The sequence below is a fragment of the Streptomyces sp. NBC_00647 genome (assembly GCF_045207245.1).
Lineage (GTDB): Bacteria > Actinomycetota > Actinomycetes > Streptomycetales > Streptomycetaceae > Streptomyces.
In genome coordinates this window covers 2,334,406-2,349,754 of sequence record NZ_CP109040.1, presented here as the reverse complement: position 1 = coordinate 2,349,754, position 15,349 = coordinate 2,334,406, and the positions used below count along the sequence as shown (strand labels likewise).

At 70.0% G+C, this 15,349-nt stretch carries 14 protein-coding genes and 1 tRNA gene; 14 read left to right on the top strand and 1 reads right to left on the bottom strand.

Annotated elements, in window-relative coordinates:
• Window positions 1-13: 13 nt before the first annotated feature.
• The gene (gene bldD, locus OG788_RS10325) at window positions 14-514 is read right to left on the bottom strand and encodes a transcriptional regulator BldD (protein WP_037621142.1); all 501 of its coding nucleotides are present in this window, start codon (window positions 512-514) and stop codon (window positions 14-16) included.
• A gap of 245 nt (window positions 515-759) precedes the next feature.
• On the opposite strand from bldD, the gene pyrR reads away from it, so the two are divergent.
• The 14 genes from pyrR to OG788_RS10255 all read left to right on the top strand — a co-directional run bounded on the left by pyrR (window position 760) and on the right by OG788_RS10255 (window position 15,347).
• Window positions 760-1,350: a bifunctional pyr operon transcriptional regulator/uracil phosphoribosyltransferase PyrR gene (gene pyrR, locus OG788_RS10320; protein ID WP_351539154.1), complete on the top strand. Its 591-nt coding sequence runs from the start codon at window positions 760-762 to the stop codon at window positions 1,348-1,350.
• Between the two features lie 82 nt (window positions 1,351-1,432).
• Window positions 1,433-2,410 carry an aspartate carbamoyltransferase catalytic subunit gene (locus tag OG788_RS10315; RefSeq protein ID WP_351539157.1) on the top strand — a complete coding sequence of 326 codons (978 nt, stop codon included), beginning with the start codon at window positions 1,433-1,435 and terminating at the stop codon, window positions 2,408-2,410.
• A 4-nt stretch (window positions 2,411-2,414) separates the two neighbouring features.
• Window positions 2,415-3,701, top strand: coding sequence for a dihydroorotase (locus OG788_RS10310; protein WP_406370308.1), 1,287 nt, complete (start codon window positions 2,415-2,417; stop codon window positions 3,699-3,701).
• A 14-nt stretch (window positions 3,702-3,715) separates the two neighbouring features.
• On the top strand, window positions 3,716-4,264 hold the full coding sequence (locus tag OG788_RS10305; RefSeq protein ID WP_406376719.1) for a hypothetical protein: 549 nt from the start codon (window positions 3,716-3,718) through the stop codon (window positions 4,262-4,264).
• Complete coding sequence (gene carA, locus OG788_RS10300) at window positions 4,261-5,433, top strand: glutamine-hydrolyzing carbamoyl-phosphate synthase small subunit (RefSeq protein ID WP_406370307.1); 1,173 nt, start codon at window positions 4,261-4,263, stop codon at window positions 5,431-5,433. The genes OG788_RS10305 and carA overlap by 4 nt, the downstream gene beginning before the upstream one ends.
• Complete coding sequence (gene carB / locus OG788_RS10295) at window positions 5,426-8,734, top strand: carbamoyl-phosphate synthase large subunit (RefSeq protein ID WP_406370305.1); 3,309 nt, start codon at window positions 5,426-5,428, stop codon at window positions 8,732-8,734. The genes carA and carB overlap by 8 nt, the downstream gene beginning before the upstream one ends.
• Before the next feature lie 95 nt (window positions 8,735-8,829).
• Window positions 8,830-9,936, top strand: a complete 1,107-nt coding sequence (locus tag OG788_RS10290; protein WP_406370303.1) for a quinone-dependent dihydroorotate dehydrogenase — start codon at window positions 8,830-8,832, stop codon at window positions 9,934-9,936.
• Window positions 9,933-10,775: an orotidine-5'-phosphate decarboxylase gene (gene pyrF / locus OG788_RS10285; RefSeq protein ID WP_406370301.1), complete on the top strand. Its 843-nt coding sequence runs from the start codon at window positions 9,933-9,935 to the stop codon at window positions 10,773-10,775. The genes OG788_RS10290 and pyrF overlap by 4 nt, the downstream gene beginning before the upstream one ends.
• Before the next feature lie 310 nt (window positions 10,776-11,085).
• The gene (locus tag OG788_RS10280) at window positions 11,086-11,409 is read left to right on the top strand and encodes an integration host factor (RefSeq protein WP_016638838.1); all 324 of its coding nucleotides are present in this window, start codon (window positions 11,086-11,088) and stop codon (window positions 11,407-11,409) included.
• Between the two features lie 37 nt (window positions 11,410-11,446).
• The gene (gmk, locus tag OG788_RS10275; RefSeq protein WP_351539176.1) at window positions 11,447-12,004 is read left to right on the top strand and encodes a guanylate kinase; all 558 of its coding nucleotides are present in this window, start codon (window positions 11,447-11,449) and stop codon (window positions 12,002-12,004) included.
• Window positions 12,005-12,042: 38 nt separating this feature from the next.
• Window positions 12,043-12,315: a DNA-directed RNA polymerase subunit omega gene (gene rpoZ / locus OG788_RS10270; RefSeq protein ID WP_003982715.1), complete on the top strand. Its 273-nt coding sequence runs from the start codon at window positions 12,043-12,045 to the stop codon at window positions 12,313-12,315.
• A 91-nt stretch (window positions 12,316-12,406) separates the two neighbouring features.
• Window positions 12,407-13,609 carry a bifunctional phosphopantothenoylcysteine decarboxylase/phosphopantothenate--cysteine ligase CoaBC gene (gene coaBC / locus OG788_RS10265; RefSeq protein WP_351539179.1) on the top strand — a complete coding sequence of 401 codons (1,203 nt, stop codon included), beginning with the start codon at window positions 12,407-12,409 and terminating at the stop codon, window positions 13,607-13,609.
• 238 nt (window positions 13,610-13,847) lie between these two features.
• A complete protein-coding gene (metK, locus tag OG788_RS10260) occupies window positions 13,848-15,056 on the top strand; it encodes a methionine adenosyltransferase (RefSeq protein ID WP_356759336.1) in 1,209 nt (402 codons plus the stop codon).
• A 209-nt stretch (window positions 15,057-15,265) separates the two neighbouring features.
• Window positions 15,266-15,347: transfer RNA gene (locus OG788_RS10255), tRNA-OTHER, on the top strand.
• Window positions 15,348-15,349: the final 2 nt, after the last annotated feature.

The following is a 15,349-nucleotide window of genomic DNA, read 5'->3' as shown; positions in this document are numbered from 1 at the left end:
CTGTCCTAAGGGATCAGCCCTCGTCGTGGGCGACCGCGCGGCGCGCGTCCGCGTCCAGCACGCCCCAGCTGATGAGCTGCTCGGTCAGGACCGAGGGGGACTGGTCGTAGATGACGGCGAGGGTGCGCAGGTCGTCCTGGCGGATCGACAGCACCTTGCCGTTGTAGTCGCCGCGCTGCGACTGGATCGTCGCCGCGTAGCGCTGGAGCGGGCCTGCCTTCTCGGCCGGCACGTGGGCCAGCCGCTCCAGGTCGAGGACCAGCTTCGGCGGCGGCTCGGCGGCTCCGCCCGGAGTGGTGCCGGGCAGCAGCTCCTGAACCGGAACCCCGTAGAAGTCCGCCAGCTCGGCGAGGCGCTGCACGGTGACGGCGCGGTCGCCGCGCTCGTACGAACCGACCACGACCGCCTTCCAGCGGCCCTGGGACTTCTCCTCGACGCCGTGGAGGGAAAGGCCCTGCTGGGTGCGGATCGCGCGGAGCTTGGCCCCGAGCTGTTTGGCGTATTCGCTGGACATATAGCTCCCCGGACGCTGTATCAACGTGCGGCTCCGCCGCGCGGCTGGTGACTCACTGTGAGGTTACGCAGCGTTACTCTCCCCCGTCAAGCCGAAGGATTTTCGACCGGCCCCCGCGCGGGTGTCACCGGGGGTGGCTCAAAGGTGGGTGATCAGGTCCGTTGCCGGGCTGGTAGCGTTGATGGCGCAAATCCGACGTCCTTTAATGATCCGTCCCGTGAGGCGGAGAAGGAGGTCCGTTTCTTATGGACACCGAGCACGACAAGCAGCAGTACGAAGCCGATGCGCGGCCCGTTCTGGAGGCGCCCGACATCGCGCGGGTGCTGACCCGCATCGCCCACGAGATCGTCGAACGCGCCAAGGGCGCCGACGACGTGGTGCTCCTCGGCATCCCGACCCGGGGTGTCTTCCTGGCCCGCAGGCTGGCCGACAAGCTCGAAGAGATCACCGACCGCAAGATCCCGGTCGGCTCCCTCGACATCACCATGTACCGCGACGACCTGCGCATGCACCCGCCCCGTGCGCTGGCCCGCACCGAGATCCCCGGTGACGGCATCGACGGCCGCCTCGTCGTCCTCGTCGACGACGTGCTCTTCTCCGGCCGCACCATCCGCGCCGCGCTCGACGCGCTGAACGACATCGGCCGGCCGCGCGCCGTGCAGCTCGCGGTCCTCGTCGACCGGGGTCACCGCGAACTGCCCATCCGCGCCGACTACGTCGGCAAGAACCTCCCCACGTCGTTGCGGGAGACGGTCAAGGTCCAGCTCGCCGAGGAGGACGGTCGCGACACCGTGCTGCTCGGTGCCAAGCGGACCTCCCCGGGCGAGCAGCAGTAGCACTCCGGCCCACGCCGCCGAGTGCGCTCCCGCGCGCCCGCATGCCCGAATCCTCCCTGAACTTCCTTACGGAGCCTGACAGATGCAGCGTCATCTCATCTCGGCCGCCGACCTCACCCGCGACGACGCCGTCCTGATCCTCGACACCGCCGAGGAGATGGCCCGGGTCGCCGACCGGCCGATCAAGAAACTGCCGACCCTGCGCGGCCGCACCGTCGTCAACCTCTTCTTCGAGGACTCGACCCGCACCCGGATCTCCTTCGAGGCCGCCGAGAAGCGCCTCTCCGCGGACGTCATCAACTTCACCGCCAAGGGGTCGAGCGTCTCCAAGGGCGAGTCCCTCAAGGACACCGCCCAGACCCTGGAGGCCATGGGGGTCGACGCCGTCGTCATCCGGCACGGCGCCTCCGGAGCCCCGTACCGGCTCGCCACCTCCGGCTGGATCGACGCCGTCGTCATCAACGCGGGCGACGGCACCCACCAGCACCCCACCCAGGCCCTGCTCGACGCCTTCACCATGCGCCGCCGCCTCGTCGGCCGGGACGCCGGGATCGGCCAGGACCTGTCCGGCAAGCGCATCACGCTCGTCGGCGACGTCCTGCACTCCCGCGTCGCGCGCTCCAACGTCGACCTGCTGCACACCCTCGGCGCCGAGGTCACCCTCGTCGCGCCGCCCACGCTGGTGCCGGTCGGCGTGGAGACCTGGCCCTGCGAGATCTCGTACGACCTCGACAGCACGCTCTCCAAGTCCGACGCGGTGATGATGCTGCGCGTGCAGCGCGAGCGGATGAACGCGGCGTTCTTCCCGACCGAGCGCGAGTACTCGCGTCGCTACGGGCTCGACGGCGACCGCATGGCGAAGATGCCCGAGCACGCCATCGTGATGCACCCCGGTCCGATGGTCCGCGGCATGGAGATCACCGCCGAGGTCGCCGACTCCGACCGTTGCACGGTCGTCGAGCAGGTGGCCAACGGTGTCTCCATCCGCATGGCCGTCCTGTACCTGCTCCTGGGCGGCAACGAGCCCGCCGTCACCCACACCCGTACCGAGGAGAAGTAAGACGATGAGCAAGATTCTGATCCGTGGTGCGAAGGTGCTCGGCGGCGAGCCGCAGGACGTCCTGATCGACGGCGAGGTCATCGAGGCCGTCGGCACCGGGCTGTCCGCCGAGGGCGCGGAGGTCGTCGAGGCCGACGGCAAGGTGCTGCTGCCGGGCCTGGTCGACCTGCACACCCATCTGCGCGAGCCCGGCCGCGAGGACTCCGAGACCGTGCTGACCGGCACGCGCGCCGCGGCGAGCGGCGGCTTCACGGCCGTGTTCGCCATGGCCAACACCTTCCCGGTCGCCGACACCGCCGGTGTGGTCGAGCAGGTCTACCGGCTCGGCCAGGAGCACGGCTACTGCGACGTGCAGCCGATCGGCGCCGTCACCGTCGGCCTGGAGGGCAAGAAGCTCGCCGAGCTCGGCGCCATGCACGAGTCCGCCGCCGGCGTCACGGTCTTCTCCGACGACGGCAAGTGCGTCGACGACGCGGTGATCATGCGCCGCGCGCTGGAGTACGTGAAGGCCTTCGGCGGCGTCGTCGCCCAGCACGCGCAGGAGCCCCGCCTCACCGAGGGCGCCCAGATGAACGAGGGCGTCGTCTCCGCCGAGCTCGGTCTCGGCGGCTGGCCCGCGGTGGCCGAGGAATCGATCATCGCCCGCGACGTCCTGCTCGCCGAGCACGTCGGCTCGCGCGTGCACATCTGCCACCTGTCGACCGCCGGCTCCGTCGAGATCGTCCGCTGGGCCAAGTCCCGCGGCATCGACGTGACCGCCGAGGTCACCCCGCACCACCTGCTCCTCACGGACGAGCTGGTGCGCTCCTACAACCCGGTCTACAAGGTCAACCCGCCGCTGCGCACCGAGCGGGACGTCATGGCGCTGCGCGAGGCGCTCGCCGACGGCACGATCGACATCGTCGCGACCGACCACGCGCCGCACCCGCACGAGGACAAGGACTGCGAGTGGGCCGCCGCCGCCATGGGCATGGTCGGCCTGGAGACCGCGCTGTCCGTCGTCCAGCAGACGATGGTCGAGACCGGGCTGCTCGACTGGGCCGGCGTCGCCGACCGCATGTCCGTCAAGCCCGCCGCGATCGGCCGGGCCGCGGGCCACGGACGTCCCGTCTCGGCAGGTGAGCCCGCCAACCTCACGCTGGTCGACACGGCATACCGTGGGACGGTGGACCCCGCTGGCTTCGCCTCGCGCAGCCGCAACACCCCCTACGAGGGACGTGAGCTGCCGGGCCGGGTCACCCACACCTGGCTGCGGGGCAAGGCCACCCTCGTCGACGGGAAGCTCGCGTGACACCTCTCATCTCCATGGCCGCCGAACAGAAGTCGGCGGAAGTGACCGACTGGGCCGCCCGGATCGGCTGGCTCGTCGGCCTCGCCCTCTTCATCGCGCTCGTCTACTGGCTGATGCGCGAGGGCTGGAAGTGGCGCGGCACCCTCCAGGGCGACCTGCCCGAGCTTCCCACCGCGCCGGAAGACCCGGGCCCGGTGAAACTGAGCATGAGCGGCCGCTACCACGGCTCCACCACCGCCGGACAGTGGCTCGACCGCATCGTGGCGCACGGCCTGGGCACCCGCAGCCGGGCCGAGCTCACCCTGACGGACGCGGGACTGGACGTCGTACGCCCCGGCGCGAACGACTTCTTCGTCCCGGCCGCGCAGCTGCGCGAGGCCCGGCTCGACAAGGGCATCGCGGGCAAGGTCCTCACCGAGGGCGGACTCCTCGTCGTCACCTGGGCGCACGGCGCCAGGCTCCTCGACTCCGGCTTCCGCTCGGACCGGGCGGCCGAGCACAACGAATGGGTCGACACCCTGAACGGCATGATCAACAAGACGGAAACGGAAGGCGCACGATGACGACCTCCACTCAGGGGAACGCCTCGCAGAGGGAGAAGGCGCTTCCCGCCGTACTCGTCCTGGAGGACGGCCGGGTCTTCCGCGGCCGCGCCTACGGGGCCGTGGGGGAGACCTTCGGCGAAGCGGTGTTCTCCACCGGCATGACCGGCTACCAGGAGACCCTCACCGACCCGTCGTACCACCGGCAGGTCGTCGTGATGACGGCCCCGCACGTCGGCAACACCGGCGTCAACGACGAGGACCCCGAGTCGAAGCGGATCTGGGTCGCCGGGTACGTCGTCCGCGACCCCGCGCGCGTGCCCTCCAACTGGCGCTCCCGGCGCTCGCTGGACGAGGAACTGCAGAGCCAGGGTGTCGTCGGCATCAGCGGCATCGACACCCGCGCCCTCACCCGCCACCTGCGTGAGCGCGGCGCCATGCGCGTCGGCATCTTCTCCGGCAACGCGCTGCCCGACGCGGGCACCATGCTCGCCGAGGTGCGCCAGGCGCCCGAGATGAAGGGCGCGAACCTCGCCGCCGAGGTCGCCACCAAGGAGACGTACGTCGTCCCCGCGATCGGCGAGAAGAAGTTCACGGTCGCCGCCGTCGACCTGGGTATCAAGGGCATGACCCCGCACCGGATGGCCGAACGCGGCATCGAGGTGCACGTGCTGCCCGCGACGGCCACCGCCGAGGACGTCTACGCCGTGAACCCCGACGGCGTGTTCTTCTCCAACGGCCCCGGCGACCCGGCCACGGCCGACGGGCCGGTCGCGGTGATGCAGGAAGTGCTCGCCCGCAAGACCCCGCTCTTCGGCATCTGCTTCGGCAACCAGATCCTCGGCCGCGCCCTCGGCTTCGGCACCTACAAGCTGAAGTACGGCCACCGCGGCATCAACCAGCCCGTGCAGGACCGTACGACCGGCAAGGTCGAGGTCACCGCGCACAACCACGGCTTCGCCGTCGACGCCCCGCTCGACAAGGTCTCCGAGACCCCCTACGGCCGCGCCGAGGTCTCCCACGTCTGCCTCAACGACAACGTGGTGGAGGGCCTCCAGCTGCTCGACCAGCCGGCCTTCAGCGTCCAGTACCACCCCGAAGCGGCGGCAGGACCACACGACGCCGCCTACCTGTTCGACCGCTTCACGTCTTTGATGGAAACAGTCCTGATGGAGGGCCAGCGTGCCTAAGCGCACCGATATCCAGTCCGTCCTGGTCATCGGCTCCGGCCCGATCGTCATCGGCCAGGCCGCCGAGTTCGACTACTCCGGCACCCAGGCGTGCCGCGTCCTGCGCGCCGAGGGGCTGCGGGTCATCCTCGTCAACTCCAACCCGGCGACGATCATGACCGACCCGGAGATCGCCGACGCCACGTACGTCGAGCCGATCACCCCCGAGTTCGTCGAGAAGATCATCGCCAAGGAGCGCCCCGACGTCCTGCTGCCGACGCTCGGCGGCCAGACGGCCCTCAACACCGCAATCTCCATGCACGAGCAGGGTGTGCTGGAGAAGTACGGCGTCGAGCTGATCGGCGCCAACGTCGAGGCGATCAACAAGGGCGAGGACCGCGACCTCTTCAAGGGCGTCGTCGAGGCCGTGCGCGAGAAGATCGGCCACGGCGAGTCCGCCCGGTCCGTGATCTGCCACTCCATGGACGACGTGATCGCGGGCGTCGACACGCTCGGCGGCTACCCCGTCGTCGTCCGGCCCTCCTTCACCATGGGCGGCGCCGGTTCCGGCTTCGCCCACGACGAGGAGGAGCTGCGCCGCATCGCCGGTCAGGGCCTCACGCTCTCCCCGACCACCGAGGTGCTCCTGGAGGAGTCCATCCTCGGCTGGAAGGAGTACGAGCTGGAGCTGATGCGCGACAAGAACGACAACGTCGTGGTCGTCTGCTCCATCGAGAACTTCGACCCGATGGGCGTCCACACCGGTGACTCCATCACCGTCGCCCCGGCGATGACGCTGACCGACCGCGAGTACCAGCGGCTGCGCGACATCGGCATCGCGATCATCCGCGAGGTCGGCGTCGACACCGGCGGCTGCAACATCCAGTTCGCGGTCAACCCCGTCGACGGCCGCATCATCGTCATCGAGATGAACCCGCGGGTGTCGCGCTCCTCCGCGCTCGCGTCGAAGGCCACCGGCTTCCCGATCGCCAAGATCGCCGCCAAGCTCGCCGTCGGCTACACGCTCGACGAGATCCCGAACGACATCACCGAGAAGACCCCGGCGTCCTTCGAGCCGACCCTCGACTACGTCGTCGTCAAGGCCCCGCGCTTCGCCTTCGAGAAGTTCCCGTCCGCCGACTCCACCCTCACGACCACCATGAAGTCGGTCGGCGAGGCCATGGCGATCGGCCGCAACTTCACCGAGGCGCTGCAGAAGGCGCTGCGCTCGCTGGAGAAGAAGGGCAGCCAGTTCACCTTCGTCGGCGAGCCCGGCGACAAGGCCGAGCTGCTGCGCGAGGCCGTCCGGCCCACCGACGGCCGCATCAACACCGTCATGCAGGCCATCCGCGCGGGCGCCACGCAGGAGGAGGTCTTCGAGTTCACGAAGATCGACCCGTGGTTCGTCGACCAGCTGTTCCTGATCAAGGAGATCGCGGACGAGCTGGCCGCCGCCGACAAGCTCGGCCCCGAGCTGCTCGCCGAAGCCAAGCGCCACGGCTTCTCCGACGCCCAGATCGCCGAGATCCGGGGGCTGCGCGAGGACGTCGTGCGCGAGGTGCGGCACGCGCTGGGTGTGCGCCCGGTGTACAAGACGGTCGACACCTGCGCCGCCGAGTTCGCCGCGAAGACGCCGTACTTCTACTCCTCCTACGACGAGGAGACCGAGGTCGCGCCGCGCGAGAAGCCCGCCGTGATCATCCTGGGCTCCGGCCCGAACCGCATCGGCCAGGGCATCGAGTTCGACTACTCGTGCGTCCACGCCTCCTTCGCGCTCAGCGACGCGGGCTACGAGACCGTGATGGTCAACTGCAACCCGGAGACCGTCTCCACGGACTACGACACCTCCGACCGCCTGTACTTCGAGCCGCTGACGCTGGAAGACGTGCTGGAGATCGTGCACGCGGAGTCGCTGGCCGGTCCCCTCGCCGGGGTGATCGTGCAGCTCGGCGGCCAGACCCCGCTCGGTCTGTCGCAGGCGCTCAAGGACAACGGCGTGCCGGTCGTCGGCACCCCGCCCGAGGCGATCCACGCCGCCGAGGACCGCGGAGCCTTCGGGCGGGTCCTCGCCGAGGCGGGCCTGCCGGCCCCCAAGCACGGCACCGCCACCACCTTCGCCGAGGCCAAGGCCATCGCGGACGAGATCGGCTACCCCGTCCTCGTCCGGCCCTCGTACGTCCTCGGCGGGCGCGGCATGGAGATCGTGTACGACGAGACGCGGCTGTCCTCGTACATCGCCGAGTCGACCGAGATCAGCCCCACCCGGCCGGTGCTGGTCGACCGGTTCCTCGACGACGCGATCGAGATCGACGTCGACGCGCTGTACGACGGCGAGGAGCTCTACCTCGGCGGCGTCATGGAGCACATCGAGGAGGCCGGCATCCACTCCGGCGACTCGGCGTGCGCGCTGCCGCCGATCACCCTCGGCGGGTTCGACATCAAGCGGCTGCGCGCCTCGACGGAGGCCATCGCCAAGGGCGTCGGCGTCCGCGGCCTGATCAACATCCAGTTCGCGATGGCCGGCGACATCCTCTACGTCCTGGAGGCCAACCCGCGGGCCTCGCGCACCGTCCCCTTCACCTCGAAGGCGACCGCGGTGCCGCTGGCGAAGGCCGCCGCCCGTATCTCGCTGGGCGCGACCGTCGCCGAGCTGCGCGCAGAGGGCCTGCTCCCGGCGAACGGCGACGGCGGCACCCTGCCGCTCGACGCGCCGATCTCCGTCAAGGAGGCGGTCATGCCGTGGTCGCGCTTCCGCGACATCCACGGCCGTGGCGTCGACACGGTGCTCGGCCCGGAGATGCGCTCCACCGGCGAGGTCATGGGCATCGACTCCGTGTTCGGGACGGCGTACGCCAAGTCGCAGGCGGGCGCCTACGGTCCGCTGCCCACCAAGGGCCGCGCCTTCATCTCGGTCGCCAACCGCGACAAGCGCTCGATGATCTTCCCGGCGCGGGAACTCGTCGCCCACGGCTTCGAGCTGATGGCCACCTCCGGCACGGCCGAGGTGCTCAAGCGCAACGGCATCAACGCCACGGTCGTGCGCAAGCAGAGCGAGGGCGAGGGCCCGAACGGCGAGAAGACCATCGTCCAGCTCATCCACGACGGTGAGGTCGACCTCATCGTCAACACGCCGTACGGCACCGGTGGCCGTCTCGACGGCTACGAGATCCGCACGGCGGCCGTGGCCCGGTCGGTCCCGTGTCTGACGACGGTGCAGGCGCTCGCCGCCGCCGTCCAGGGCATCGACGCGCTCAACCACGGCGACGTGGGCGTGCGGTCGCTCCAGGAACACGCCGAGCATCTGATCGCCTCGCGCGACTAGCGGCCCTGAGGGGGACACCGGAGAACGGTGTCCCCCTCTTCATGAGGCCCCCGCCCCCTGATGAGGCCCCACCGGGCTCTTTCGAGGACATGATCATGTACAAGCTCTTCTTCAACCTCGTCTTCAAGCGGATGGACCCCGAGCAGGCCCACCATCTGGCCTTCCGCTGGATCCGGCTCGTCGCCCGCGTCCCCGTCCTGCGCACCTTCGTCGCCGCCGCGCTCGCGCCCCGCTTCAAGGAGCTGCGCACCGAGGCGTTCGGGCTGCGCATGCACGGCCCCTTCGGACTCGCGGCGGGATTCGACAAGAACGCCGTCGCCATCGACGGGATGTCGATGCTCGGCTTCGACCACATCGAGATCGGCACGGTCACCGGGGAGCCACAGCCCGGCAACCCCAGGAAGCGGCTGTTCCGCCTCGTGCCGGACCGCGCGCTGATCAACCGCATGGGATTCAACAACGACGGCTCCGCGGCCGTCTCCGAGCGCCTGGCGGCCCGTACGCCCGTCTTCAGGACCGTCGTGGGCGTCAACATCGGCAAGACCAAGGTCGTCCCCGAGGCGGAGGCCGTCGGCGACTACGTGAAGTCGACCGAGCGCCTCGCCCGGCACGCCGACTACCTCGTCGTGAACGTGTCGTCCCCGAACACCCCCGGCCTGCGCAACCTCCAGGCCACCGAGGCGCTGCGCCCGCTGCTCAGCGCCGTCCGCGAGGCCGCCGACCGCGCCGTCACCGACCGGCGCGTCCCGCTCCTGGTCAAGATCGCGCCCGACCTCGCCGACGAGGACGTCGACGCGGTCGCCGACCTCGCTGTCGAACTCGGCCTGGACGGGATCATCGCCACCAACACGACCATCGCGCGCGAGGGACTCGGTCTGGCATCCGAACCCTCGCTGGTGAAGGAGACCGGCGGACTCTCGGGCGCGCCGCTCAAGGCACGCTCCCTGGAGGTGCTGCGCCGCCTCTACGCGCGCGTGGGCGACCGCATCACCCTGGTGGGCGTAGGCGGCGTCGAGAACGCCGAGGACGCCTGGCAGCGCATCCTGGCCGGCGCCACGCTGGTCCAGGGCTACAGCGCCTTCATCTACGAGGGGCCCTTCTGGGGCCGCGCCATCCACAAGGGACTCGCCGCCCGCCTGCGGACGAGCCCGTACGCCACCCTCGCCGACGCGGTCGGCGCCGACGTGAGGAAGTCCGTATGAGCCTGGAACCCTTCGGCGCACGCCTTCGCCGTGCCATGGACGAGCGCGGCCCCCTGTGCGTCGGCATCGACCCGCACGCGTCCCTGCTCGCCGACTGGGGGCTCGGCGACGACATCGCCGGTCTGGAGCGCTTCAGCCGCACGGTCGTCGAGGCGCTCGCCGAGCGGGTCGCCGTCCTGAAGCCGCAGAGCGCCTTCTTCGAGCGGTTCGGGTCGCGCGGGATCGCGGTCCTGGAGAAGTCGGTCGAGGAGGCGCGGGCGGCCGGGGCGCTGGTCGTGATGGACGCCAAGCGCGGCGACATCGGCTCGACCATGGCCGCGTACGCCGAGACCTTCCTGCGCAAGGACGCGCCGCTCTTCTCGGACGCGCTGACCGTGTCGCCGTACCTGGGCTACGGCTCCCTGAGGCCCGCGGTCGAGCTGGCCCGCGAGAGCGGGGCCGGGCTCTTCGTCCTCGCGCTCACCTCCAACCCGGAGGGCGGCGAGGTGCAGCACGCCGTACGGGCGGACGGGCGCAGCGTAGGAGCGACGATGCTCGGGCACCTGGCCGCCGAGAACGCGGACGAGACGCCGCTCGGCTCCTTCGGGGCGGTGGTCGGCGCCACCCTGGGCGATCTCTCCGCGTACGACCTGGAGATCAACGGTCCGCTCCTGGCGCCCGGAATCGGTGCCCAGGGAGCGACGGCGGCCGACCTGGCGGGTGTCTTCGGGTCCGCCGTGCGCAATGTCGTCCCGAACGTGAGCCGGGGTGTTCTGCGTCACGGCCCCGACATCGTGGCGCTGCGCGAGTCGGCGGAGGGGTTCGCGGAGGAGATCAGGGCGGCCGTGGCGGCCGCTTGAGCCCTCCGACAGCCGTTCGAGAGCCCTCCGGCGAGTGCCTTGCGGGCGCCCCGAGTCTGAATACATTCTCAAATCCGGGGAGGTATGTCGGAAATGTCGGGCTCCAGGGAGGCTGACCAGGACTTTTCCGCTGTTCTCGCTGACTCCGGCGCACTTGCCCGCTAGTCTCCGTCGAGTGGTGGCACCTCCCACGCCCTCAAGGCGTCGGGGGAGAACGGGCAGGCGTGTTGCTCGTAGCCACCCAGGTGAGGGGCGACTAGGTTCCTCACCGGTCCGTATCCGACAGTTCGACATCCGAGGTGACGTAGGCGTGGCTCTTCCGCCCCTTACCCCTGAACAGCGCGCAGCCGCGCTCGAAAAGGCCGCCGCGGCTCGCCGGGAGCGGGCCGAGGTCAAGAATCGACTCAAGCACTCCGGCGCCTCCCTCCACGAGGTCATCAAGCAGGGTCAGGAGAACGACGTCATCGGCAAGATGAAGGTCTCCGCTCTCCTGGAGTCCCTGCCGGGCGTGGGCAAGGTCCGCGCCAAGCAGATCATGGAGCGACTCGGGATCTCCGAGAGCCGCCGCGTACGCGGTCTCGGCTCGAATCAGATCGCCTCTTTGGAGCGCGAGTTCGGCGGTTCCGGCGCCTGAGTCCTGGGCACCCCAGGATTGCTGGAATAATCGCTGCATGAGTGAACGTCCGCGGCTGACCGTGCTCTCCGGCCCCTCAGGGGTCGGCAAGAGCACGGTCGTCGCTCATATGCGCAAGGAACACCCCGAGGTCTGGCTCTCGGTGTCGGCGACGACCCGCAAGCCGCGCCCCGGTGAGAAGCATGGAGTCCACTACTTCTTCGTCTCCGACGACGAGATGGACAAGCTGATCGCCAACGGCGAGCTCCTGGAGTGGGCCGAATTCGCCGGCAACCGCTACGGAACCCCGCGGGCCGCCGTCCTGGAGCACCTGGAATCGGGTGTGCCGCTCCTCCTGGAGATCGACCTCCAGGGTGCCCGGCAGGTCCGCGAGTCCATGCCCGAGGCGTTGCTCGTGTTCCTGGCTCCGCCTTCCTGGGAGGAGCTGGTGCGCAGGCTCACCGGGCGGGGCACCGAACCGCCGGAGGTGATCGAGCGCCGCCTGGCGGCGGCCAAGGTCGAACTCGCGGCCGAGCCGGAGTTCGATGTCACCCTGGTCAACACCTCCGTCGAGGACGTGGCGCGCGAGCTGCTAGCCTTGGTGGCAGTTGTTTGATCTTTCAGGTCAATTTTCCACCTTTCGGAAGGCAGAGCGTGTCCTCTTCCATCACTGCTCCCGAGGGCATCATCAACCCTCCGATCGACGAGCTCCTCGAGGCCACCGACTCGAAGTACAGCCTGGTGATCTACGCGGCCAAGCGTGCCCGCCAGATCAACGCGTACTACTCGCAGCTCGGCGAGGGCCTCCTCGAGTACGTCGGTCCGCTCGTCGACACCCACGTCCACGAGAAGCCGCTCTCGATCGCCCTGCGCGAGATCAACGCGGGTCTGCTGACGTCCGAGGCCGTCGAGGGCCCCGCTCAGTAGTCGTTCATCTGCTCATCCCAGGCCCGGCGGCGCGACTGCCGGGCCTGTGGTGTGTCATGGAGTCGTACGTTTCCGAGCTCGGGGAGAGACGGTGGACAAGCCGAAGGTCGTTCTGGGCGTCAGCGGTGGCATCGCCGCGTACAAGGCCTGTGAGCTGCTGCGACGACTGACCGAGTCGGGGCATGACGTACGTGTCGTGCCCACCGCCTCCGCGCTGAACTTCGTCGGCGCCGCCACCTGGTCGGCCCTCTCGGGCCACCCCGTGTCCACCGAGGTCTGGTCGGACGTCCACGAGGTCCCGCACGTCCGCATCGGGCAGCACGCCGACCTCGTGGTGGTGGCCCCCGCGACGGCCGACCTGCTCGCCAAGGCGGCCCACGGACTGGCCGACGACCTCCTCACCAACACCCTGCTCACCGCCCGCTGCCCGGTCGTCTTCGCGCCCGCCATGCACACCGAGATGTGGGAGCACCCGGCGACCCAGGAGAACGTGGCGACCCTGCGGCGCCGCGGTGCCGTGGTCGTCGAGCCCGCCGTGGGACGCCTCACCGGCGTCGACACCGGCAAGGGCCGACTTCCCGACCCGGGGGAGATCTTCGAGGTCTGCCGCCGCGTCCTCGCCCGGGGAGCCGCCGAGCCCGATCTCGCCGGCCGCCATGTCGTCGTCAGCGCGGGCGGCACCCGTGAGCCCCTCGACCCCGTCCGCTTCCTCGGCAACCGCTCCTCCGGCAAACAGGGCTACGCGCTCGCCCGCACCGCCGCCGCGCGCGGTGCCCGGGTCACGCTGATCGCGGCGAACACGGGCCTCGCGGACCCGGCCGGGGTCGACGTGGTCCAGGTCGGCACTGCCGTGCAGATGCGGGAAGCCGTACTGAAGGCGGCTCCGGACGCCGACGCGATCGTGATGGCGGCCGCGGTGGCGGACTTCCGCCCGGAGTCGTACGCGGCCGGGAAGATCAAGAAGAAGGACGGCAAGGAGCCGGAGCCGATCGTCCTGGTCCGCAATCCGGACATCCTCGCGGAGATCTCCGGGGACCGTCCGCGCCCCGGCCAGGTGGTCGTCGGGTTCGCCGCCGAGACGGACGACGTCCTGGCCAACGGACGGACGAAACTGGAGCGCAAGGGCTGCGATCTCCTGGTGGTGAACGAGGTGGGGGAGCGCAAGACCTTCGGTTCCGAGGAGAACGAGGCGGTGGTGCTCGGGGCCGACGGCAGCGAGACCCCGGTGCCCCACGGACCCAAGGAAGCACTGGCCGAGACGGTGTGGGACCTCGTGACACGCCGACTGGTGTGAAGTCTCATCCATCGCACCAGTCACCGCAAAGCTCGCAAAATCGGGCGTGGCGACCCTGGCGGAGAGCGACGGCCATGGCGCAGAATGCCCGTGCCGCAGGTCACAGCCCTTCCGAGAGGCGAGACAGGGGTCCCGCGGCTGAGTGCGACCGATAAACTGTTCTCGGACGACGCCGGGCGCAGCCCCCGTCCCGTCCACCAATGATCAGCCAGCAGCCGCTGCAACCACAGGGAGCGTTGTGTCCCGTCGCCTGTTCACCTCGGAGTCCGTGACCGAGGGTCACCCCGACAAGATCGCTGACCAGATCAGCGACACCATTCTCGATGCGCTCCTGCGCGAGGACCCGACATCCCGGGTCGCCGTGGAGACGCTCATCACGACCGGCCTGGTGCATGTGGCCGGAGAGGTCACGACCAAGGCGTACGCGCCGATCGCCCAGCTGGTCCGCGACAAGATCCTGGAGATCGGCTACGACTCGTCGAAGAAGGGCTTCGACGGAGCGTCCTGTGGCGTGTCGGTGTCGATCGGTTCCCAGTCCCCGGACATCGCGCAGGGCGTCGACACGGCGTACGAGTCGCGCGTCGAGGGCGACGAGGACGAGCTGGACAGGCAGGGCGCCGGCGACCAGGGTCTGATGTTCGGGTACGCGACCGACGAGACCCCGAACCTGATGCCGCTCCCGATCCACCTCGCGCACCGGCTCTCGCGCCGTCTGTCCGAGGTCCGCAAGAACGGGACCATCCCGTACCTGCGCCCCGACGGCAAGACCCAGGTCACCATCGAGTACGACGGCGACAAGGCGGTCCGTCTGGACACCGTCGTCGTCTCCTCGCAGCACGCGTCGGACATCGACCTGGACTCGCTGCTCGCTCCCGACATCCGCGAGTTCGTCGTGGAGCCGGAGCTGAAGGCCCTCCTCGACGACGGCATCAAGCTGGAGACCGAGGGCTACCGCCTGCTGGTGAACCCGACCGGCCGCTTCGAGATCGGCGGCCCGATGGGCGACGCCGGCCTCACCGGCCGCAAGATCATCATCGACACGTACGGCGGCATGGCCCGCCACGGCGGCGGCGCCTTCTCCGGCAAGGACCCGTCCAAGGTCGACCGCTCCGCCGCGTACGCCATGCGCTGGGTCGCCAAGAACGTCGTCGCCGCGGGCCTCGCCTCGCGCTGCGAGGTCCAGGTCGCCTACGCCATCGGCAAGGCCGAGCCGGTCGGCCTGTTCGTCGAGACCTTCGGCACCGCCAAGGTCGACGCCGAGAAGATCGAGACCGCCATCACGGACGTCTTCGACCTCCGCCCGGCGGCCATCATCCGCGACCTCGACCTGCTCCGCCCGATCTACGCCCAGACCGCCGCCTACGGCCACTTCGGCCGCGAGCTGCCCGACTTCACGTGGGAGCGGACGGACCGGGTGGACGCGCTGCGCAAGGCCGCGGGCCTGTAGTCCCCGGATCCTCGTCACAGCCGTGAGGCCCGGCACCCCCAGGGGTGCCGGGCCTCACGGCCGCCGTGCGGAAATCGGTGGCCCCGGAGGGCCGGAATTCGTACGCTGGCGACCTCCCGGTGCGATGGCCGCGGTTACTTCGGTGGAGTACGCCCATGGCGTGCGGTGAATCTGGAACACGTTCCGCTGCCGCTACTGATCTCGGGAGAACCGGCACCGCCCAGCCCGGTGCGATGGCCGCGGGTACTTCCGGGGGATGTCCCCTCGCGGGTTCGAATCCCGCTGCCGGTCCT

Excerpts from the sequence above, each read along its gene's own strand:
- carA (WP_406370307.1), top strand. The coding sequence starts at position 4,261 with ATGACGACCTCCACTCAGGGGAACGCCTCGCAGAGGGAGAAGGCGCTT.
- OG788_RS10315 (WP_351539157.1), top strand. The coding sequence starts at position 1,433 with ATGCAGCGTCATCTCATCTCGGCCGCCGACCTCACCCGCGACGACGCC.
- OG788_RS10290 (WP_406370303.1), top strand. The coding sequence starts at position 8,830 with ATGTACAAGCTCTTCTTCAACCTCGTCTTCAAGCGGATGGACCCCGAG.
- bldD (WP_037621142.1), bottom strand. The coding sequence starts at position 514 with ATGTCCAGCGAATACGCCAAACAGCTCGGGGCCAAGCTCCGCGCGATC.
- OG788_RS10310 (WP_406370308.1), top strand. The coding sequence starts at position 2,415 with ATGAGCAAGATTCTGATCCGTGGTGCGAAGGTGCTCGGCGGCGAGCCG.
- gmk (WP_351539176.1), top strand. The coding sequence starts at position 11,447 with ATGAGTGAACGTCCGCGGCTGACCGTGCTCTCCGGCCCCTCAGGGGTC.
- pyrR (WP_351539154.1), top strand. The coding sequence starts at position 760 with ATGGACACCGAGCACGACAAGCAGCAGTACGAAGCCGATGCGCGGCCC.
- OG788_RS10305 (WP_406376719.1), top strand. The coding sequence starts at position 3,716 with ATGGCCGCCGAACAGAAGTCGGCGGAAGTGACCGACTGGGCCGCCCGG.
- pyrF (WP_406370301.1), top strand. The coding sequence starts at position 9,933 with ATGAGCCTGGAACCCTTCGGCGCACGCCTTCGCCGTGCCATGGACGAG.